Below are 15,864 nucleotides of genomic sequence, written 5' to 3'. Positions count from 1 at the left end.
TGAACTCTTATAGAGACGTTGTTTACAACGTCTCTATAAGAGTTCACTAATGACTACTCAGATTTGCCATTAAGTTCCGAGTGCAAGGATTGACCTTCATTTAGCCAAATACCTTGTTGAGGTACAGGAATAGAGAATCCGGCTTGATCAAAGCAAATTTTCACGCGACGGCGAAATTCACGTCCTACATCCCACTGCTTCAGTGGTAGTGTTTTAATCCAGACACGAATCATTAAACCGCGATCGCCAAAATTATCGATTCCGAGAACCTCCGGTGGTGCAATTATTAACCGTTTCCAGTCGGGATCTTGATTCATATCTGATGCTACTTGTCTAATTAACCTAAAAGCATCATCAATGTCATTTTCATAAGCCACAGGAATAGTTAAATCTGCCCGTGACCAACGGCTAGAAAGATTAGCTACGACCTTGATTTCACTATTGGGAATCGTAATTAAACGCCCTTCAGCATCTCGCAACTGAGTAATTCGCAAATTGAGATTTTCTACTAAGCCACCTACATCACCAACATTAATCACATCACCGACAGCATACTGGTCTTCAACAATTACCAGAAAACCGTTAATGGCATCTTTAATTAAACTTTGAGAAGCCAAAGACAAAGCCACACCAATTAAACCAGCACCGGCTAATAAGGGAACAATATCTATACCCAAAGAAAGTAGTCCTAACAAAATTCCTACTACTAACCAAACCCCAGTTACGATACTTTTAGAAACACCCGAAAATGTGGAAACGCGCAATTCCATCCGTCTAGATGCTTCTGAGTTTAATAGAATACCACTGCTAATGAGTGTAGAGGTAAAGCGGTCAATTAACGCATAGCTGAAACGAGTTGCAACATAAATTCCTAATACCACAATTCCCAACCTGAGAGGAACTTGGGCTACCGCTAAAATCCCCACTTGAAAGGATCGTGTGTAAGGAAACAAACCCAATATAAAAACAGTTCCGCTTCCCCAAATTCCACCTTGGGTTAATTGAAACAGCCTTTTTTTGACCTCTTTAATATCTATGTCTTGCTGTTTATTTAGTTGAGTGGTTAGTTGTTGGGCATCATTTGGAATGGGCAGAATGGGGTGTTTTGATTGGTGATGGCAACGTCGTTGAAAGTAATAAACTACCCCACTTAATACTACAATAAATATTGCTATGCCACCAGCAAATTGAGCTTGGTTGATTAAATTTTCTGATGTGCGCTCTCTCCGAGATTGTTGTAAAGATAGCTTGAGACTTTCAGTGATTTGAAGTGCAGTTGTTTCGGCTTCTTCTCGTCTTAATCTCGCATCTTCATTAGTAACGGTCATCAAGTATTGATCGTTAATGTAAATTACTGGTAATTCATTTTGGGTGCGGATTTCAACTTGAGGATTTAGTTCCTCTGAACTTAGATAGTTTTGGCGGATTTGATTTAAGCCTTGTTGAATGTTACGGGAACGCTCAGGAAAATTACTTCTAGTAGCTCCGATTTGAAATACTTGATGGCCGTCTAAATAAATCCACCCGGAAACAGTTGTATTGTCCGTGCTGCTAGTAACACCATTGGGAGGTTGTAGAAAAGGCACAATCGGGATTTGAGCTGAAGCTTTTGGCAGAGAAACAACAGCCATAGCCACGGAACTCGCCATTGTCAACATCACACCTTTACCTAAAATTCCTGTGATGAATCTCTGTTTAGAAGGTTGATTAGACACCTCTACAACTGGTAAATGTTTTGCCCCATTCTGGCTATTATCAAGACAATTTTTAGCTAATAATGCCTGTTTATGCTCAATAGAAGCCAAATTACACCACAGGACTTGCTTGGCGATCGCCAAAAAATTAAATCCCACTAAAATACCTCCTTGAACAAAATTTACCATCGACTATTTCCAGAGCCATCCTCAACCACTGGCTGTGTAAATGTACTTATCTAAAGTAAACTATTTGTATTGTGGGGCATTTTACGACTTTGGATAGATGACAACTTACCTAATATCCTCTAAAGAACATTATAGATTAGCCCTGCTAATACTTTTAACAAAATTCAGTCAAAAAAGAAAAATAAACAACGAAGTTAAGAGCAAAGCTAGGCCAGATAACAGCATAGCAGAACACAATTAACAAGCTTGTTAGAGAATGCAAGGCAAAATTGGCAATAGTACAATACCCTAGTAAGGTACGCAAATTTTACGTACCTTTTTATTTTTCTGAGGAAATTTTGAATGACTGCAACTTCTCCCCGATTAAAGCACGAGGTTAAAGACCTCGCCCTCGCTCCCTTGGGAAGACAACGGATTGATTGGGCTGGACGAGAAATGCCAGTATTAAAGCAAATCCGCGATCGCTTTGAGAAAGAAAAGCCCTTCGCTGGATTACGCCTGGTAGCTTGCGCCCACGTGACAACAGAAACAGCACATTTGGCGATCGCCCTCAAAGCCGGTGGTGCTGATGCAATTTTAATTGCTAGTAACCCTTTATCAACTCAAGATGACGTAGCAGCCTGCTTAGTCACCGATTACGAAATTCCTGTATTTGCCCAAAAAGGCGAAGATAGCGCCACCTATAACCGCCACGTGCAAATAGCATTAGATCATCGCCCCAACATCATCATTGATGACGGTAGCGACGTGGTAGCAGAATTGGTTCAAAACCGTCAACACCAAATCAGCGACTTGATTGGGACAACCGAAGAAACCACAACCGGAATCGTGCGGTTACGCGCCATGTTCAACGATGGTGTACTCACCTTCCCCGCAGTCAACGTTAACGACGCTGACACCAAGCACTTCTTTGATAATCGCTATGGTACAGGGCAATCAACCCTAGATGGCATTATCCGCGCCACCAATATTTTGTTGGCTGGTAAGAATGTTGTAGTTGTGGGTTATGGCTGGTGTGGTAAAGGTACAGCCCTCCGCGCCCGTGGCATGGGTGCTAATGTAATCGTTACCGAAATCGACCCCATCAAGGCAATTGAAGCCGTAATGGATGGTTTCCGTGTGCTACCAATGGCGGAAGCTGCCACCTATGGTGATATCTTTATTACTGTGACAGGTAACAAGCACGTAATTCGTGGTGAACACTTCGATGTCATGAAAGACGGTGCGATCGTTTGTAACTCCGGTCACTTTGATTTAGAGCTTGACTTAAAATACTTAGCTTCTCAAGCCAAGGAAGTCAAAGAAGTCCGTCCTTTCACTGAAGAATATAAATTGACCAGTGGTAAGTCAGTTGTGGTATTAGGACAAGGACGTTTGATTAACCTAGCTGCTGCTGAAGGACACCCCAGCGCAGTTATGGACATGAGTTTTGCTAACCAAGCGTTGGCTGTTGAGTACCTAGTGAAGAATAAAGGTAAATTGGAACCCGGTTTACACTCTATTCCTGTAGAAGTTGATCAAGAAATTGCTCGTTTGAAGTTGGAAGCTATGGGTATTCACATTGATACTCTCACAGCAGACCAAATCGAGTACATCAATTCCTGGACTTCTGGAACCTAATCTTTGTTGATTAATTGATTTGTTGGGGATAGGCGTTTTGCTTATCCCTTTTTTTTGGGTTTCACGCAGAGGCGCAGAGACGCGGAGAGAGGATCTAATAGAATAGAGGAGAGGGTGTTATTGTAAGTTTGTATGTCAGCAAAAGATTTTTTTCACAATGCCGTAAGGTTAGCTTTAGAGAAAGATGGCTGGTTAATTACTGATGATCCTTTATCATTTACAGTAGATGGTCTTGACTTTCGGATTGATTTAGCAGCAGAAAGACTGTTAGGAGCAGAAAAAGAAGGACAAAAAATAGCAGTTGAAATAAAATCTTTTTTGGGTCCATCTGACGTTAGTGAATTTCATACAGCTTTAGGACAAACACTTAATTACCGTTCTGTTTTAAGAAAAAAAGAACCCGACCGTATTTTATATCTAGCAATTGGTAATGAAATATATAAAGAGTTTTTTCTTATCCCATTTATTCAAGAAATCATTGCTGAACATCAATTAAAATTACTGATATTTGAAGCTATTAAACAGGAGATTGTTTTATGGAAGGAATGAATTATCCTGAGTTGGTAAAAACTGTATTAGCAAGACATACAGCAAATCATGCTTCCAAAGGAACAGAAAAGGAGTTGATTTTTGATTGTGAAAGAAATAGTTATTTAGTAGTTCATGTAGGATGGGAAAATAACGAAAGAGCTTATGGGACAATTATTCATGTAGATATTAGAGATGGAAAAATTTGGATTCAGAGAGATTTTACAGAGGAAGGTGTAGCTAGTGAATTGGTAGATTTGGGAGTACCAAAAACGGATATTGTTTTAGGTTTTAAGCCACCTTATATGAGACAGTTTACTGATTTTGCATCGGTTTGATTATTTCAGTGAATCATTGGATTATAGTAATGTGATGATTAGTATATTTTTAGAGAATAGGCTTTTGGACTTATCTGTTTTTTTTCTGCCAACTTTCTAAAGCAACAATTAAGAAAGGTGCAGATGGATGCTCAAGTAATTTTGCAAAATCAATAATAGCAATTTGTTTTATCACATTAATAATTTCATGCATCAACTGGGAATTATTTTCTATATATTCAATAGCTTTTGCTGCAATTATTATTTTTTCAGCAGTTGTATTAATTGGATATAAAGTGCTTATCTCTTCTAGTATTTTCTGAAGTTTATCAGCTAGGTCTGTTATTTTTTGTGTTTTTTCTTGATTTACAATTCTATATAGTTTTTCAATTTCTATGCCAATTTGCTTTAATTCTGTGTAACCTTGATTTCTAAAGTCAAACAAGCTTAAAATTACATATGAAGTATATTTGCAAATTTCTGATAGTTCTCGTGCAGTAATACGTTGCCTTAACCCAGTATGAATTATTTTTGAACGCTTATCATAAAGATCAGCGATTTTTTTGTACACCGTGAAAATTTCACTGACTTCAATAAAATGATAACGACTAGATGCTAGTGTAATTGAAATTCCTTTACATAAAGCATGAGTGATTTTTTCCTTCTCGTTAGAGAATATAGTTTCAAGAGCAGTCCAATATTTTAAAAATGAAATATCAAAGTTGAATTCATTTTGAGCTTCACCAGTCCAATATATTGCAGTTAGAATACATCCCTCTAATTCGCTAATTTGCTCATTATTTAAAAAACTTTTAAATTCATTTAAAAAAGCATTTTTCTCTAGTTCATTAAGTAGCTTTTGATTAATCATGAATTTCTCTAAATTTGTTCTTCCTCTACCTCTTACAGAAGCTGTTGTATTCTTAGCAACTTCTCTTGTTAGAAAATATTCAGTTTGAGTATAAGCCTCAGAAGCAATATTTATCTTTGTCATATTTTCTGGATTCCTATTATGGTTCATAACACATATTAAGTATCTAAAATAATTGATTAATTCTTTAGATTTAGACCTTACAATTTCCTCAGCTTTATCTGAATCTCCAAAGGCTGAACATATTATCACTACTTTATTCAAAAAATTATCTTCAATATTTTTTTTAACAGAGGTAGCATATGAAAGGCTAACTATACTAGCCTTTTCATAAAAATCATTTGTTAGATGATCATCAAATTTGACTATCTTGATATTTCCAAAAGATATTTGATGTATATCTTGTAACTCTAATCCATCTAGAATAAAAAAGAACTCAAAATTTTTAATTTGTTCAGATAGCCTAGCATAAATGGCTACAAGCACATCCTTAAATTCTCTTTTATTAATGCCTTGCTTAATGTTAGTAATTTCTATCTCTAATTCTGTTTTGATACATTGATAGATACTATTATAAGTTACAACATCTTCTATTTTATTGTTTCTATAACTAGTCTTAAAATAAATTGTATCAATAAAATTACGAAATTTATTATTAATTGATTCATCATTGAACATCCATATCGATGAATTAATTTTTAAATGCGCAGACTTAAAAGCTTTCTCTAAATCATAAGGCGTTGAAGCAATACAGTAATTTTTGGGCTTAATTAAAGTATTCCAAGTTTGATAGAGTGTTTTTTCAAGTTTTGGTTCTATAAAGTTGAATTCCATATCATTACCTAAGCTATACTTATTTACATTATTTGCCAATAAATTTTATCAAGTCAATAGTACCCAATAAATATAATTCACGGCTACACAGACAAAACCCCCTGCGCGGGTTAAAAATCTTGTTTATTAGTCCACGGAGGTGGACTTGATTTGTATATAGCCGCGATTTCTAATCGCCAGGACTTTTCAAAAATAAAAATAAACTCAAAAAATATAAATATTTATGGTGTTGGAGCTTTTTTCGGATGTTTCCCAGCATAATAGACAACAACCTTTAATTGATCCTCATTAGGAACATAAAATACCCTATCACTACTTGTAACTTCATAGTCCCAAGCACCTTGATAAACCTTACCCTTTAAAGGAAAAACACGCTTTGGTTGTCTAGTTGTTGGTGCATTACATAAATCTTCATAACAACGAGAGCAGTTTTCTGGATAACGTTGCATCAAAGCTTCCCAATCTCGATTAACCCTTCTATTCTTGGCGACTACCAACCAAGTGCTACTTGTACCAGATAATGCAGAAGCCGTTAGTTTTACTTCTGGCGGTTCCACATTATCTGTTAATAGATTTTCTGAAGGATTATCTGACATACAAAAATTCACCGACCACCGCTAACAGATGGCTGTGTTAATGGGATTTCATCAGTTTGATCGTTAAAAGCTGCTGCTAAATCAGGACTGGCGATCGCCATCGCACTTTCACGCCACTCATGAATAATTGCATCAAGCAAATCCCAAGCCTCATTAGAAGTATCAGTTAAGCGAAAAGCCTCACTTACCTCTTTAATAAAATCTTGCAATTCATCTGCATCAAAAACCCTCAACCATCCATAAGGATGTTCAGCACCGATTTCTTGTCCTAACAACAACCGAAACGCCACCGATAACACCTCAAAAACAACCTTACTTTGTGTTACCCCTTTCACAAGACAAGCCACATCCGCACGACGCAACAGTGCAAAAGATTGGTCATTGCGAGTAATTGTGATTGGGTGTTCATAAGCTTTGTCTAAAATTCGCCCAGGTTGACGATTCAACTCAGTGGCTGTAATTAACTCATCTGAGAAGGCATTGCTAAAAATTGCAATTGACATGATACCTGCGTTTTCCAGAAACGCTGATTTAAGCTGAAGAGGATATTACGTACTATAATACGTAACCCGTTGTCCCTTGTCAATAGTTAAAATGACAAAAACCTTTTTTCGCTCTTCCTTTGCGACTTTGGAGGAGATAAAAAATATTTAAACACCCGGCGAATTTAATTTATGGCTACACATACAAAACCCGCACTTCGACAAGCTCAGTGACCACCTGCGCGGGTTCACAAATCTTGTTGATTAGTCCACGCAGAGTTTGGACTTCGTTTGTATATCCGCGTTCGCCCTTGGCGTTGCGTTAGCAATATTCTAATCGCCTGGGCTATTCGATATACTAGAAATATTCCTATACAATCATCTCATGCTAACTGTAACCATTGATGAAATTAAGGAAAATCTAACCAGCTATCTTCACCAAGTAGCAGCAGGACAAAGCATTATTATCACCCAAGCTGGTAAACCTATTGCAGAAATTAAACCAGTTTCCCCTATTACTCAACAAATGAGGCCTTATGGCTTATGTGCTGGAGATTTCATTGTTCCAGATGATTTTGATAGTCCCTTACCTGAAGATATTTTGAATAGTTTTGAGGGTAAATGAAATTATTGTTAGATACCCATATTTTTTTATGGTTTATTAGTGGCGATCAAAAATTACCAATTCATTTACAAAATAGCATTCGTGGTTTAAACAACGAGGTATATTTAAGTTGCATTTCCGTGTGGGAAGCAACCGTTAAATATCAATTAGGTAAACTACCCTTACCAGAATCTCCGGAAATCTACCTTCCTAAACAGCGTCATCAGCACCTTATATCTAGTCTCAATCTAGATGAAGAAAGTATTGCTCAACTCGTAAACCTGCCATTATTACATCGTGATCCTTTTGATAGAATTTTAATCTGCCAAGCATTACAGCATAATATGACAATTGTAACCGTAGACTCGGCAATTCGTGCTTACTCAGTAAGTACCTTATATTAATCTACTAATTGCTCAAAATCTGGCAGAGAATAGCCTTTCCACTGTAAAAGTGCATAAGCATAGGCTTTTTTCAACATTAAATAATCAGCACTCACTCGCAGCGACTTCAATAACAACCTATCTGATTCATTTAATTGATTATTTTGATTTTTTTCTAAAAGCTGTAAATGTAATTCTTGTTGACTTTCTGGAATTTTACTTTGAGCGATAGGTAATAATTCCTCAATTATTAATTGCTGCATAGCGATTAATTCCCCTTGCAATTCCAGGGGTGCATAATCAACACCAGGAGGCGAATTAGTTCGGGTACTCATAAATTTTGTCAGAATTACTTAATTTTTAGTATAGGCTTTACATAAAAAAATTCACCCATCACTGCTAATAGATGGCTGTGTTAATGGGATTTCATCAGTCTGATCATTAATAGCTGCTGCTAAATCAGGACTGGCGATCGCACTTTCACGCCACTCATGAATAATCGCATCAATCACATCCCCATCCAAAATTTACCATCACTCCCCGCCGAGAAAACCCCATTTTCCCGAAATTACCCTTCCTCATTACTATTCAGGATTTTTGGAACTTTAAAAAAGTCACCTTCTTGTTCCGGCGCACCTTCCAGAATTGCGTCTCTGTCAGGATATGGCTGCAAATCGTCTCGTCGAGTCACATTACTTGTATCAATAGCCCTTGTAGTGGGAGCAACATCACTCACATCTACTTCATTCAACTGTTCAATATAATCCAAAATACTACCTAACTGGGTAGTAAATTTTTCCTCTTCTTCCGTTGTCAATTCTAACCGAGCTAAAAGAGCTACTTTTTTAACTTGTTCCCGATCAATCATAATTCCTCAATAGTTAATATCCACTAAACTACCAATCATCCAGAGTCTTCAGAAACCACCCCGCCAAATATATACTTGGCTTTCTTCTTCCCTTCAGTGGAAAGTTCAGGGGTGGGATTCTATAGTCACAGTAACGAGTAATTACTCAGCCCTGATTAAAAGAATACGTCAATTTGCATACGTCCTGTAGTCTTCAGCCAGTTTTGAGCCTCAATATAGTTATTGGGAGCCATGCGAATTGCTCTAATCCAATAGTCTGCTGCTTGATCAAACAAAGCCTCACCAGCATCATTATCCCCACCTTCCTTCGCCTTTTCCCCTTGATAATGGTAAATTACGGCGATGTTATTCAGAGCTTGAGGTAAACGTGGGTTCATTTCAATGGCTTGATGATACATTTTTAAAGCTGTATCATGATCACCATTACTGGCATAAATCAGACCCATGTTGTAGTGAATATAACTGCGGTCATTAGTATCTTCCTCTAGGGTTAGAGCTTCTTCATAGTAGTCCAAAGCTTCAGCATATTCACCTTCTGCCTGCGCTGACATCCCATCGCGGTAGTAGACAAATGCTTCCTTCGCTTTTTTGTTAGCTGGCAGGAGTTTTAGGATCAAATCCGCCATAACGGTAAAGGATTTGTCAATAAAATTATCGTTTTTTTGCGTTCTTGGCATATTTGCTTCTATGGTTGTGCAGCAATTGGCTTAAAAGATATTCTCAGGAAGTCAAATTCCTTCACTGAGGGAAATGATACATTCAGAACTATTCTGTCGTGAATTGTTCACCAAGGTACTAACTGGATAGCCAGTCATTGCTTGATCTGGATAGGGACACAATAGCTGTTGTAGTGGTTCAGGTGTTTGGATTTCGTGATTTAACCACAAATCGTAATCTTGTGGAGCCAAAATCACAGGCATACGTTCATGAATCGGTTTGACTAATTCATTAGCGGCCGTTGTTAAAATTGTACAAGATATAATTTCCTCACCTTCAGACTTGGCCGCTAGAGGTTGCCATTTTTCCCACAAACCTGCAAAGCCAAAGGGCGTTCCCTCTGACAAACGAAAATAAAACGGCTGTTTTTTACCATTTTCGCGTTTCCACTCATAAAAACCATCCGCCAGCACTAAACAGCGTCGGTGCTTGAATGCGGCTCGAAAAGCTGGTTTTTCTGTAACTGTTTCGGCTCTAGCATTAATTAAGTTCATACTCATACGTGAATCTTTCATCCAGGCGGGTATTAACCCCCAACGTAACTGTTGAAATTCACGCTGATTAGTTTCAGGATTCTGTATCACTGTAGCGACACTTTGCGTAGGTGCAATGTTATATTGAGGCGCTAAATCTGGGATTTTATCTAATCTAAAGAATTGGCATAAAGCCGATGATGACTGGTTTAAGGTAAATCTTCCACACATACTTTTATCTTTCTACACTGAATTAAATAAAAACTTTAACTTGGGTAAATCAACCATCCTATTGTTGAACTATTTTTCATTTATCAGAGAATTATCTGTTTTTAGATATATCCCAAAATAAATAAAAATCATCCTGTTTTATCAAGTTTAATTTGTAATATATTATATTTTAGCATCTCAATAAACACGATATTCATAATGATATTTTTTTAACATGAAAAATAAAAAATTGTATGATTTCTTACCGTCTGGTAACAGTTACAAAGTTAGGCTTTTATTCGTACAAATGGGTATGCCTTTTGAAAGAATAGATGTTAATATTTTGCAAGGAGAAACTCATACACCAGACTTTTTAATCAAAAATCCCAATGGTAAAATTCCAGTTTTAGAAATAAATTCTGGTCAATATTTAGCAGAATCGAACGCTATATTAATGTATTTAAGTGAGGGGACAGAGTTTTTACCTTATGATCGTTTTTTAAGAGCGCAGGTATTACAATGGTTATTTTTTGAACAATATAGCCATGAACCTTTTATAGCTACATCCAGATTTTGGATTTCTATTTTAGGTAAAGCCCAGGAATATCGCGCAGCCATAGAGCAAAAACGTGAGCCTGGTTATGCAGCACTGAAGGTTATGGAAAATCATTTAAAAACTCACAATTTTTTTGTCAGTGAGCGTTATACAATTGCTGATATTGCTCTGTTTGCCTATACTCATGTGGCCGATGAAGGTGGATTTGATTTGACAAATTTTCCCTGTATTCAAGGTTGGATAGAACGGGTCAAGTCTCAGCCCAGATACATTAGCATTAAGGAAAATAGAGATTTTACAGAGTCAATATATTGGGATGAATTACCCAAATATTAATTAAATATCTGTGTCAATTTCAATCAATTTTTGCCGGGAGGATAAACCCGATTTAATTCTAATATGAGATTTTGGTACTTGAAATTTTTTAGCTAGTAGTTTAATTAACTCTTCATTGGCTTTACCATCTAATGGTGGCGACTTTAATCTGATAGTCAAACTACCATCAGGTTGTTCTTCTATTTTTTGTTCTTTGGAATTGGGCTTAACTTTAACTATTTTTTGCATATTCAATTCCGTTCGGCTAAAAACGCCATAAAATTTTAGCCTGATTCTCACTACTAATGCTAAGGATATCTTCGACTACCAGCACCGATGACACCAATTTTGTGCCTATAGGAAAGTTCAGCCCCAAACCAGCCGGTGATGCTAGTTAACGTACCCACAATCAGGGAAATTAAAAATCCCCAAGGTAAGATACGTGATTCTGGGTTTCCTAAACGTAAAATTAAGTTAACTGCTGTCAAGGCTAAAATCATTACATTTAAAGTCAAATGTGTCCAACCGGCGGTACGCTTGCGGACACGTTCAATTCTTAAAAAGTCGCTCATCCCGGTGATTGCAGCAATTATACCCCCTAGAAGTCCCAAGCCAATTAACCATAGCGATGCTCTAGCCCAGAAAAAATCACGAGTTAACCAATAACCAAAGTCGCTTCCTAATGCAGCAGCTAAAAAGGCAATGGGAAAGATGACTGTCAGGGGATGTAAGGGATGTCCGGCGATCGCCACTGTGCTGGGTACACCACTATCTGTATACTCTCTGTCGTCACTTTCAATAATTGGTGGAATATTGGGAAATGGTGTGGAATTAGATTCTGTTCCTGTAGTTTCCATACTTAATCTTATTGTTAGTTTAAAAAACTCGTTGCATATTGCCTGAGATGGCGATCATCTTTGAGTAAATTTAGAAAAATAATTCTAATAAATTATCTACCTAGTGATTGAATTTTATTTCTCTACCTCTCTGGCGATCAATATAAATCTCCAATCATTGGGAATAAATATGGGGATTTTATACCCAGAGTTACGCCAGCGATCATTCAAAAGAAAGATGGAAGTTACCTAATTGGTATGTCACTGTGAAAACAGTAATAATCCGAACACTTTTCAGAGGGGAAATCAGCATGGTCAGCACATTAGATGATACCAAACGCAATGCTATTGCTGTTAAATTGGCTAACATGAAATTAATTGAGCAATTAATAATTGAAAATGAGCAATTATTTTTAAGACAATCCACGGATGCAGAAATTACTGATCGTATCCAGAAGATGTTGGAAGATGACCAAAAAAATCTTGGTGTTTTAGAAACTGTGATTGTGCAGTATGGTATCCAAAAACAGCCCGAAGCCATCGTTGAACAAATGCGCGATCAAATCTGCCAGTTGATGCAAGGGTCTGAATTAAGTTTGTATGAAAAAATATCTCAGCATGAATTGTTAAAGCATCAACAAGTAATGTGTGGCATGATAATTCACAAGGCTGCTCAAAAAGTTGGCGCTGATGTGATGGCTGCAATTAGTCCTTTAAATACAGTTAACTTTGAAAATCGCGCTCATCAAGAGCAACTTAAAGGTATTTTGGAGGTTTTGGGTGTGCGTGAATTGACTGGACAAGATGTGGATCAAGGGATTTGGGGACGAGTTCAAGATGCGATCGCCGCTTTTAGTGGTGCGGTAGGTAGCGCTGTTACCCAAACCAGTGATAAAAAGGATATGAATATTCAGGATGTGATTCGCATGGATCACAATAAGGTAAATATCCTGTTTACCGAACTACTCCAAAGTAACAATATCCAAAAGATTCAAGAATATTTCGGTCAAATCTACAAAGATTTAACAGTTCATGCGGAAGCAGAAGAGGAAGTAGTTTATCCTAGAGTGCGTTCTTTCTATGGTGAGGCTGATACCCAAGAACTTTATGACGAACAAACCCAGATGAAACGGTTGTTAGAAGAAATCCGGGCTATGAATCCCTCTGCTGCGGAATTTAAAGATAGAGTCAGAAATTTGATGGATCTCGTCGGCGATCATATTCGTCAAGAAGAAAGCACAATGTTTGCTGCTATTCGCAATAACTTAAGTAGCGAACAATCTGAACAACTGGCGACACAATTTAAAGCGGCTAAGAGCAAAATTCAAGAAAAGATGGGAGGTACTAAAACCGGAACAAAGGTTAAGTAATCATCCATCATCAGCTAATTAACTGCAATGAAACAGTAATTAAAGCCGGAAATCTAGTTCCCCTCCTCCCTTGGGGGGTGGGGTAGAAATAATTAAACGCAGATGGACGCAGATAAACGCAGATGATTTTGTACTTTATAGCATTACGCATACACGTCAGGACATAAACTGCTCATAAAAGTTAGATACTTCTGGCTTTTACCCTACTCCCTACTCCCCAGCCATAACAATAAAAAACCCAGCCGATGTATATAGCTGGGCTTGATAATCAACTGACCTAATACAGAAACATTGCCATGATTAAATTCGCGGGAAGTTATCTATATTAAGTAGTTTAATTACTAGATTCTATGGCAGTAGTTGTTGTTGCGGAATTGTCAAAGTTGACCTTGAATACTTTATTTTTTTCTGGTTCCAGTTTAGGTAAACTGAGAGTTAAGATACCATCTTTGAGGTCTGCCTTAACTTGTTGATTTTGAACTTTGCTGGGAAGCGGAATTATTCTTTGAAATTTCCCATAGCGAAATTCTGAACGAACATTTCCCTGGGATTTTTCATTGTGTTTGTAATGATGCTCACCAGTAATTGAGACTGCATCTTGAGTCACTTGCACATCAAGGTCTTTGCTATCTACTCCAGGAATTTCTGCTCTTAACACTAGCTCAGAGCCATGATCATGGATTTCAACAGCAGGAACCCAAGCTGTTCTGGCTACTGGAGCAATGTCTGATTTACTGGGTTCAGCTACGCTCATTTCGGAGAAGAGTTGATCCATTTGACGACGCAAAAGTTCCATTTCCCGGAATGGTTCCCAACGAATAAGTGCCATATTGCAATCATCTCCTTAAGTTTCTAATTCACTTTTAAGTTATCTAACCAAGTTTGAGATTTGTTTAGAGTTTTCACTTAAGCAATGATGGAAACTCTAATGTGGGAGAGAGAAGTTTTGTTTGCTTTATTTCTTCTCTTTGATAAGTAATATAATCTGAGAAAAGCCGCCAATAAATTGGGTAAACCGTACAAAGATCAGTTGGATTTACCGTATAAGAATTTTGGAGTAAGGGATTTCCAAGACCATTTTTATTCTTTATTCCCCTGCTCTCTGCTCCCTGCACCCTGCACCCTACTCCCTGCTCCCCTACCTACCTCAGTCAGAATTATTTTTCTTGAGAGTATTTGTAAGCAGCATAAGCCATAGTTACAACCCCGGTGATAATGGCAGATTCATCAATTTCAAATTCTGGATGGTGTAATGGGTGGTTGATAATTCTATCTTTGTAGCCTACGCCTAAGCGAAACATGGAACCGGGAGCGTGTTCTAAGTATACAGAAAAGTCTTCAGCGCCCAGGGAAGGTTCTGGTAAGACTTGGACGCGATCGCTACTCCACGCTTCTTCAGCCGATGATTGCAATAATTGGGTCATAGCATAATCATTCTGAACACTGGGGACACCTTGGCGATAATTAACTTCATAACGCGCACCAAAGCAATGACAGACATTAGCCACAATATTTTCAATCCAGTTAGGGAGTTGAGATCGGCTTTCTGGATGCAGCGATCGCACCGTTCCCAACAACTGGACATGATCAGCAATCACATTAGGCGCTCTTCCACCCACAATCTTCCCAATACTCAGCACCACAGGACGCAGAGGATTTTGTGTCCGGCTAATAGCCTGTTGTAATGCCGTAATCACCTGTGAAGCAATCCAAATCGCATCAATGGCCTCATGAGGACGCGCCCCATGTCCAGATTCTCCGATAATGATAATCTCTAAGTCATCAGCAGCAGCAGTCAATGCACCATAACGAATACCAATAGATCCGGCGGGAATAGAAGGGAAAACATGAACACCCAATACAGCCGATACCTTTTCCATCGCCCCATCTTTCACCATCCAGCTTGCACCTTGAGCAATTTCCTCAGCTGGTTGGAATAAAAACCGCACCTGAGTGGGTAACTCCTCTGCAATTTGCGAGAGGATCATTGCTGTTCCTAAACCCACAGTGGTATGAACATCATGACCACAAGCGTGCATCACACCTTTGATCCGAGAAGCATATTCTAAATTTGTGCGTTCTTGAATTGGTAAAGCATCCATATCAGTCCGAATTGCTAATACACGTTCATCTGTGACAGTATTGTGCAGTTCGCCAATTACCCCAGTTTTCCCAATTCCCTCTTGGACATGAAGACCACTGGAAGACAACACACCAGCGACAAAGGCAGATGTTTGGTATTCTTCACCGCTCAATTCTGGGTGAGAGTGGAGATGACGGCGAATTTCAACTAATCGCGGCGCTAATGTTGTCGCTAAGTCTTTAATTTTGTTTAACATTACTTTCTTTTATCGTTCAGGCTTTGTTCCCATGATAGATAAGTGTAGAAAAACAAAATGCT

At 38.0% G+C, this 15,864-nt stretch carries 20 protein-coding genes; 7 read left to right on the top strand and 13 right to left on the bottom strand.

What is annotated here, in order from left to right:
* Positions 1 to 53 precede the first annotated feature (53 nt).
* Positions 54 to 1,631 (bottom strand): mechanosensitive ion channel family protein, encoded by a 1,578-nt coding sequence (locus ACM0OP_RS04645; RefSeq protein ID WP_414527248.1) that lies wholly within the window; start codon positions 1,629 to 1,631, stop codon positions 54 to 56.
* Between the two features lie 594 nt (positions 1,632 to 2,225).
* Here ACM0OP_RS04645 and ahcY point away from each other — a divergent pair.
* From ahcY to ACM0OP_RS04630, 3 genes are all read left to right on the top strand, one after another.
* Positions 2,226 to 3,503 carry an adenosylhomocysteinase gene (ahcY, locus tag ACM0OP_RS04640; protein WP_414527220.1) on the top strand — a complete coding sequence of 426 codons (1,278 nt, stop codon included), beginning with the start codon at positions 2,226 to 2,228 and terminating at the stop codon, positions 3,501 to 3,503.
* Between the two features lie 132 nt (positions 3,504 to 3,635).
* A complete protein-coding gene (locus tag ACM0OP_RS04635; protein WP_017804275.1) occupies positions 3,636 to 4,052 on the top strand; it encodes a XisH family protein in 417 nt (138 codons plus the stop codon).
* Positions 4,040 to 4,369 carry a XisI protein gene (locus ACM0OP_RS04630; protein ID WP_414527219.1) on the top strand — a complete coding sequence of 110 codons (330 nt, stop codon included), beginning with the start codon at positions 4,040 to 4,042 and terminating at the stop codon, positions 4,367 to 4,369. Before ACM0OP_RS04635 ends, ACM0OP_RS04630 begins: the two co-directional genes overlap by 13 nt.
* 70 nt (positions 4,370 to 4,439) lie before the next feature.
* Here ACM0OP_RS04630 and ACM0OP_RS04625 read toward each other — a convergent pair whose 3' ends face one another.
* From ACM0OP_RS04625 to ACM0OP_RS04615, 3 genes are all read right to left on the bottom strand, one after another.
* A complete protein-coding gene (locus tag ACM0OP_RS04625) occupies positions 4,440 to 6,092 on the bottom strand; it encodes a hypothetical protein (RefSeq protein WP_414527218.1) in 1,653 nt (550 codons plus the stop codon).
* Between the two features lie 182 nt (positions 6,093 to 6,274).
* Positions 6,275 to 6,649, bottom strand: coding sequence for a hypothetical protein (locus ACM0OP_RS04620; protein ID WP_414527217.1), 375 nt, complete (start codon positions 6,647 to 6,649; stop codon positions 6,275 to 6,277).
* Positions 6,650 to 6,657: 8 nt separating this feature from the next.
* Positions 6,658 to 7,152 (bottom strand): hypothetical protein, encoded by a 495-nt coding sequence (locus tag ACM0OP_RS04615; protein ID WP_414527216.1) that lies wholly within the window; start codon positions 7,150 to 7,152, stop codon positions 6,658 to 6,660.
* Between the two features lie 364 nt (positions 7,153 to 7,516).
* Here ACM0OP_RS04615 and ACM0OP_RS04610 point away from each other — a divergent pair, with 364 nt between their 5' ends.
* Together ACM0OP_RS04610 and ACM0OP_RS04605 are read left to right on the top strand one after the other, a co-directional pair.
* On the top strand, positions 7,517 to 7,756 hold the full coding sequence (locus ACM0OP_RS04610) for a type II toxin-antitoxin system Phd/YefM family antitoxin (RefSeq protein ID WP_414527215.1): 240 nt from the start codon (positions 7,517 to 7,519) through the stop codon (positions 7,754 to 7,756).
* Positions 7,753 to 8,139: a type II toxin-antitoxin system VapC family toxin gene (locus tag ACM0OP_RS04605; RefSeq protein WP_414527214.1), complete on the top strand. Its 387-nt coding sequence runs from the start codon at positions 7,753 to 7,755 to the stop codon at positions 8,137 to 8,139. The genes ACM0OP_RS04610 and ACM0OP_RS04605 overlap by 4 nt, the downstream gene beginning before the upstream one ends.
* On the opposite strand, the gene ACM0OP_RS04600 is transcribed toward ACM0OP_RS04605, so the two are convergent.
* From ACM0OP_RS04600 to ACM0OP_RS04580, 5 genes are all read right to left on the bottom strand, one after another.
* Positions 8,136 to 8,453 carry a hypothetical protein gene (locus ACM0OP_RS04600; RefSeq protein ID WP_414527213.1) on the bottom strand — a complete coding sequence of 106 codons (318 nt, stop codon included), beginning with the start codon at positions 8,451 to 8,453 and terminating at the stop codon, positions 8,136 to 8,138. The two genes, ACM0OP_RS04605 and ACM0OP_RS04600, sit on opposite strands and share 4 nt — an antisense overlap.
* Positions 8,454 to 8,504: 51 nt before the next feature.
* Complete coding sequence (locus ACM0OP_RS04595; protein ID WP_414527212.1) at positions 8,505 to 8,630, bottom strand: hypothetical protein; 126 nt, start codon at positions 8,628 to 8,630, stop codon at positions 8,505 to 8,507.
* 56 nt (positions 8,631 to 8,686) lie between these two features.
* Positions 8,687 to 8,986 (bottom strand): Asp-tRNA(Asn)/Glu-tRNA(Gln) amidotransferase subunit GatC, encoded by a 300-nt coding sequence (gene gatC / locus ACM0OP_RS04590; protein WP_414527211.1) that lies wholly within the window; start codon positions 8,984 to 8,986, stop codon positions 8,687 to 8,689.
* 155 nt (positions 8,987 to 9,141) lie between these two features.
* Positions 9,142 to 9,663 carry a photosystem I assembly protein Ycf3 gene (locus ACM0OP_RS04585; protein ID WP_414527210.1) on the bottom strand — a complete coding sequence of 174 codons (522 nt, stop codon included), beginning with the start codon at positions 9,661 to 9,663 and terminating at the stop codon, positions 9,142 to 9,144.
* A gap of 51 nt (positions 9,664 to 9,714) precedes the next feature.
* On the bottom strand, positions 9,715 to 10,407 hold the full coding sequence (locus ACM0OP_RS04580) for an SOS response-associated peptidase (protein WP_414527209.1): 693 nt from the start codon (positions 10,405 to 10,407) through the stop codon (positions 9,715 to 9,717).
* A 214-nt stretch (positions 10,408 to 10,621) separates the two neighbouring features.
* Here ACM0OP_RS04580 and ACM0OP_RS04575 point away from each other — a divergent pair, with 214 nt between their 5' ends.
* Entirely contained in the window at positions 10,622 to 11,278 is a 657-nt protein-coding gene (locus ACM0OP_RS04575; RefSeq protein ID WP_414527208.1) for a glutathione S-transferase family protein, read from the top strand.
* Here the strand turns inward: ACM0OP_RS04575 and ACM0OP_RS04570 are convergent, their stop codons facing one another.
* Entirely contained in the window at positions 11,279 to 11,506 is a 228-nt protein-coding gene (locus ACM0OP_RS04570; RefSeq protein WP_414527207.1) for a DUF167 domain-containing protein, read from the bottom strand.
* A gap of 59 nt (positions 11,507 to 11,565) precedes the next feature.
* The gene (locus ACM0OP_RS04565) at positions 11,566 to 12,114 is read right to left on the bottom strand and encodes a DUF2231 domain-containing protein (RefSeq protein ID WP_414527206.1); all 549 of its coding nucleotides are present in this window, start codon (positions 12,112 to 12,114) and stop codon (positions 11,566 to 11,568) included.
* Positions 12,115 to 12,404: 290 nt separating this feature from the next.
* Here ACM0OP_RS04565 and ACM0OP_RS04560 point away from each other — a divergent pair, with 290 nt between their 5' ends.
* Positions 12,405 to 13,463: a hemerythrin domain-containing protein gene (locus ACM0OP_RS04560; RefSeq protein WP_414527205.1), complete on the top strand. Its 1,059-nt coding sequence runs from the start codon at positions 12,405 to 12,407 to the stop codon at positions 13,461 to 13,463.
* A 334-nt stretch (positions 13,464 to 13,797) separates the two neighbouring features.
* Here the strand turns inward: ACM0OP_RS04560 and ACM0OP_RS04555 are convergent, their stop codons facing one another.
* Both ACM0OP_RS04555 and ACM0OP_RS04550 read right to left on the bottom strand, forming a co-directional pair.
* The gene (locus tag ACM0OP_RS04555; RefSeq protein ID WP_414527204.1) at positions 13,798 to 14,292 is read right to left on the bottom strand and encodes an Hsp20/alpha crystallin family protein; all 495 of its coding nucleotides are present in this window, start codon (positions 14,290 to 14,292) and stop codon (positions 13,798 to 13,800) included.
* Positions 14,293 to 14,620: 328 nt separating this feature from the next.
* The gene (locus ACM0OP_RS04550) at positions 14,621 to 15,802 is read right to left on the bottom strand and encodes a M20 family metallopeptidase (RefSeq protein ID WP_414527203.1); all 1,182 of its coding nucleotides are present in this window, start codon (positions 15,800 to 15,802) and stop codon (positions 14,621 to 14,623) included.
* Positions 15,803 to 15,864: the final 62 nt, after the last annotated feature.

This window comes from Nodularia chucula CCY0103 (assembly GCF_963923915.1).
Classification (GTDB): domain Bacteria; phylum Cyanobacteriota; class Cyanobacteriia; order Cyanobacteriales; family Nostocaceae; genus Nodularia; species Nodularia chucula.
The sequence above is the reverse complement of the archived record's forward strand: the minus strand, read 5'-3'. Positions and strand labels throughout refer to the sequence as shown.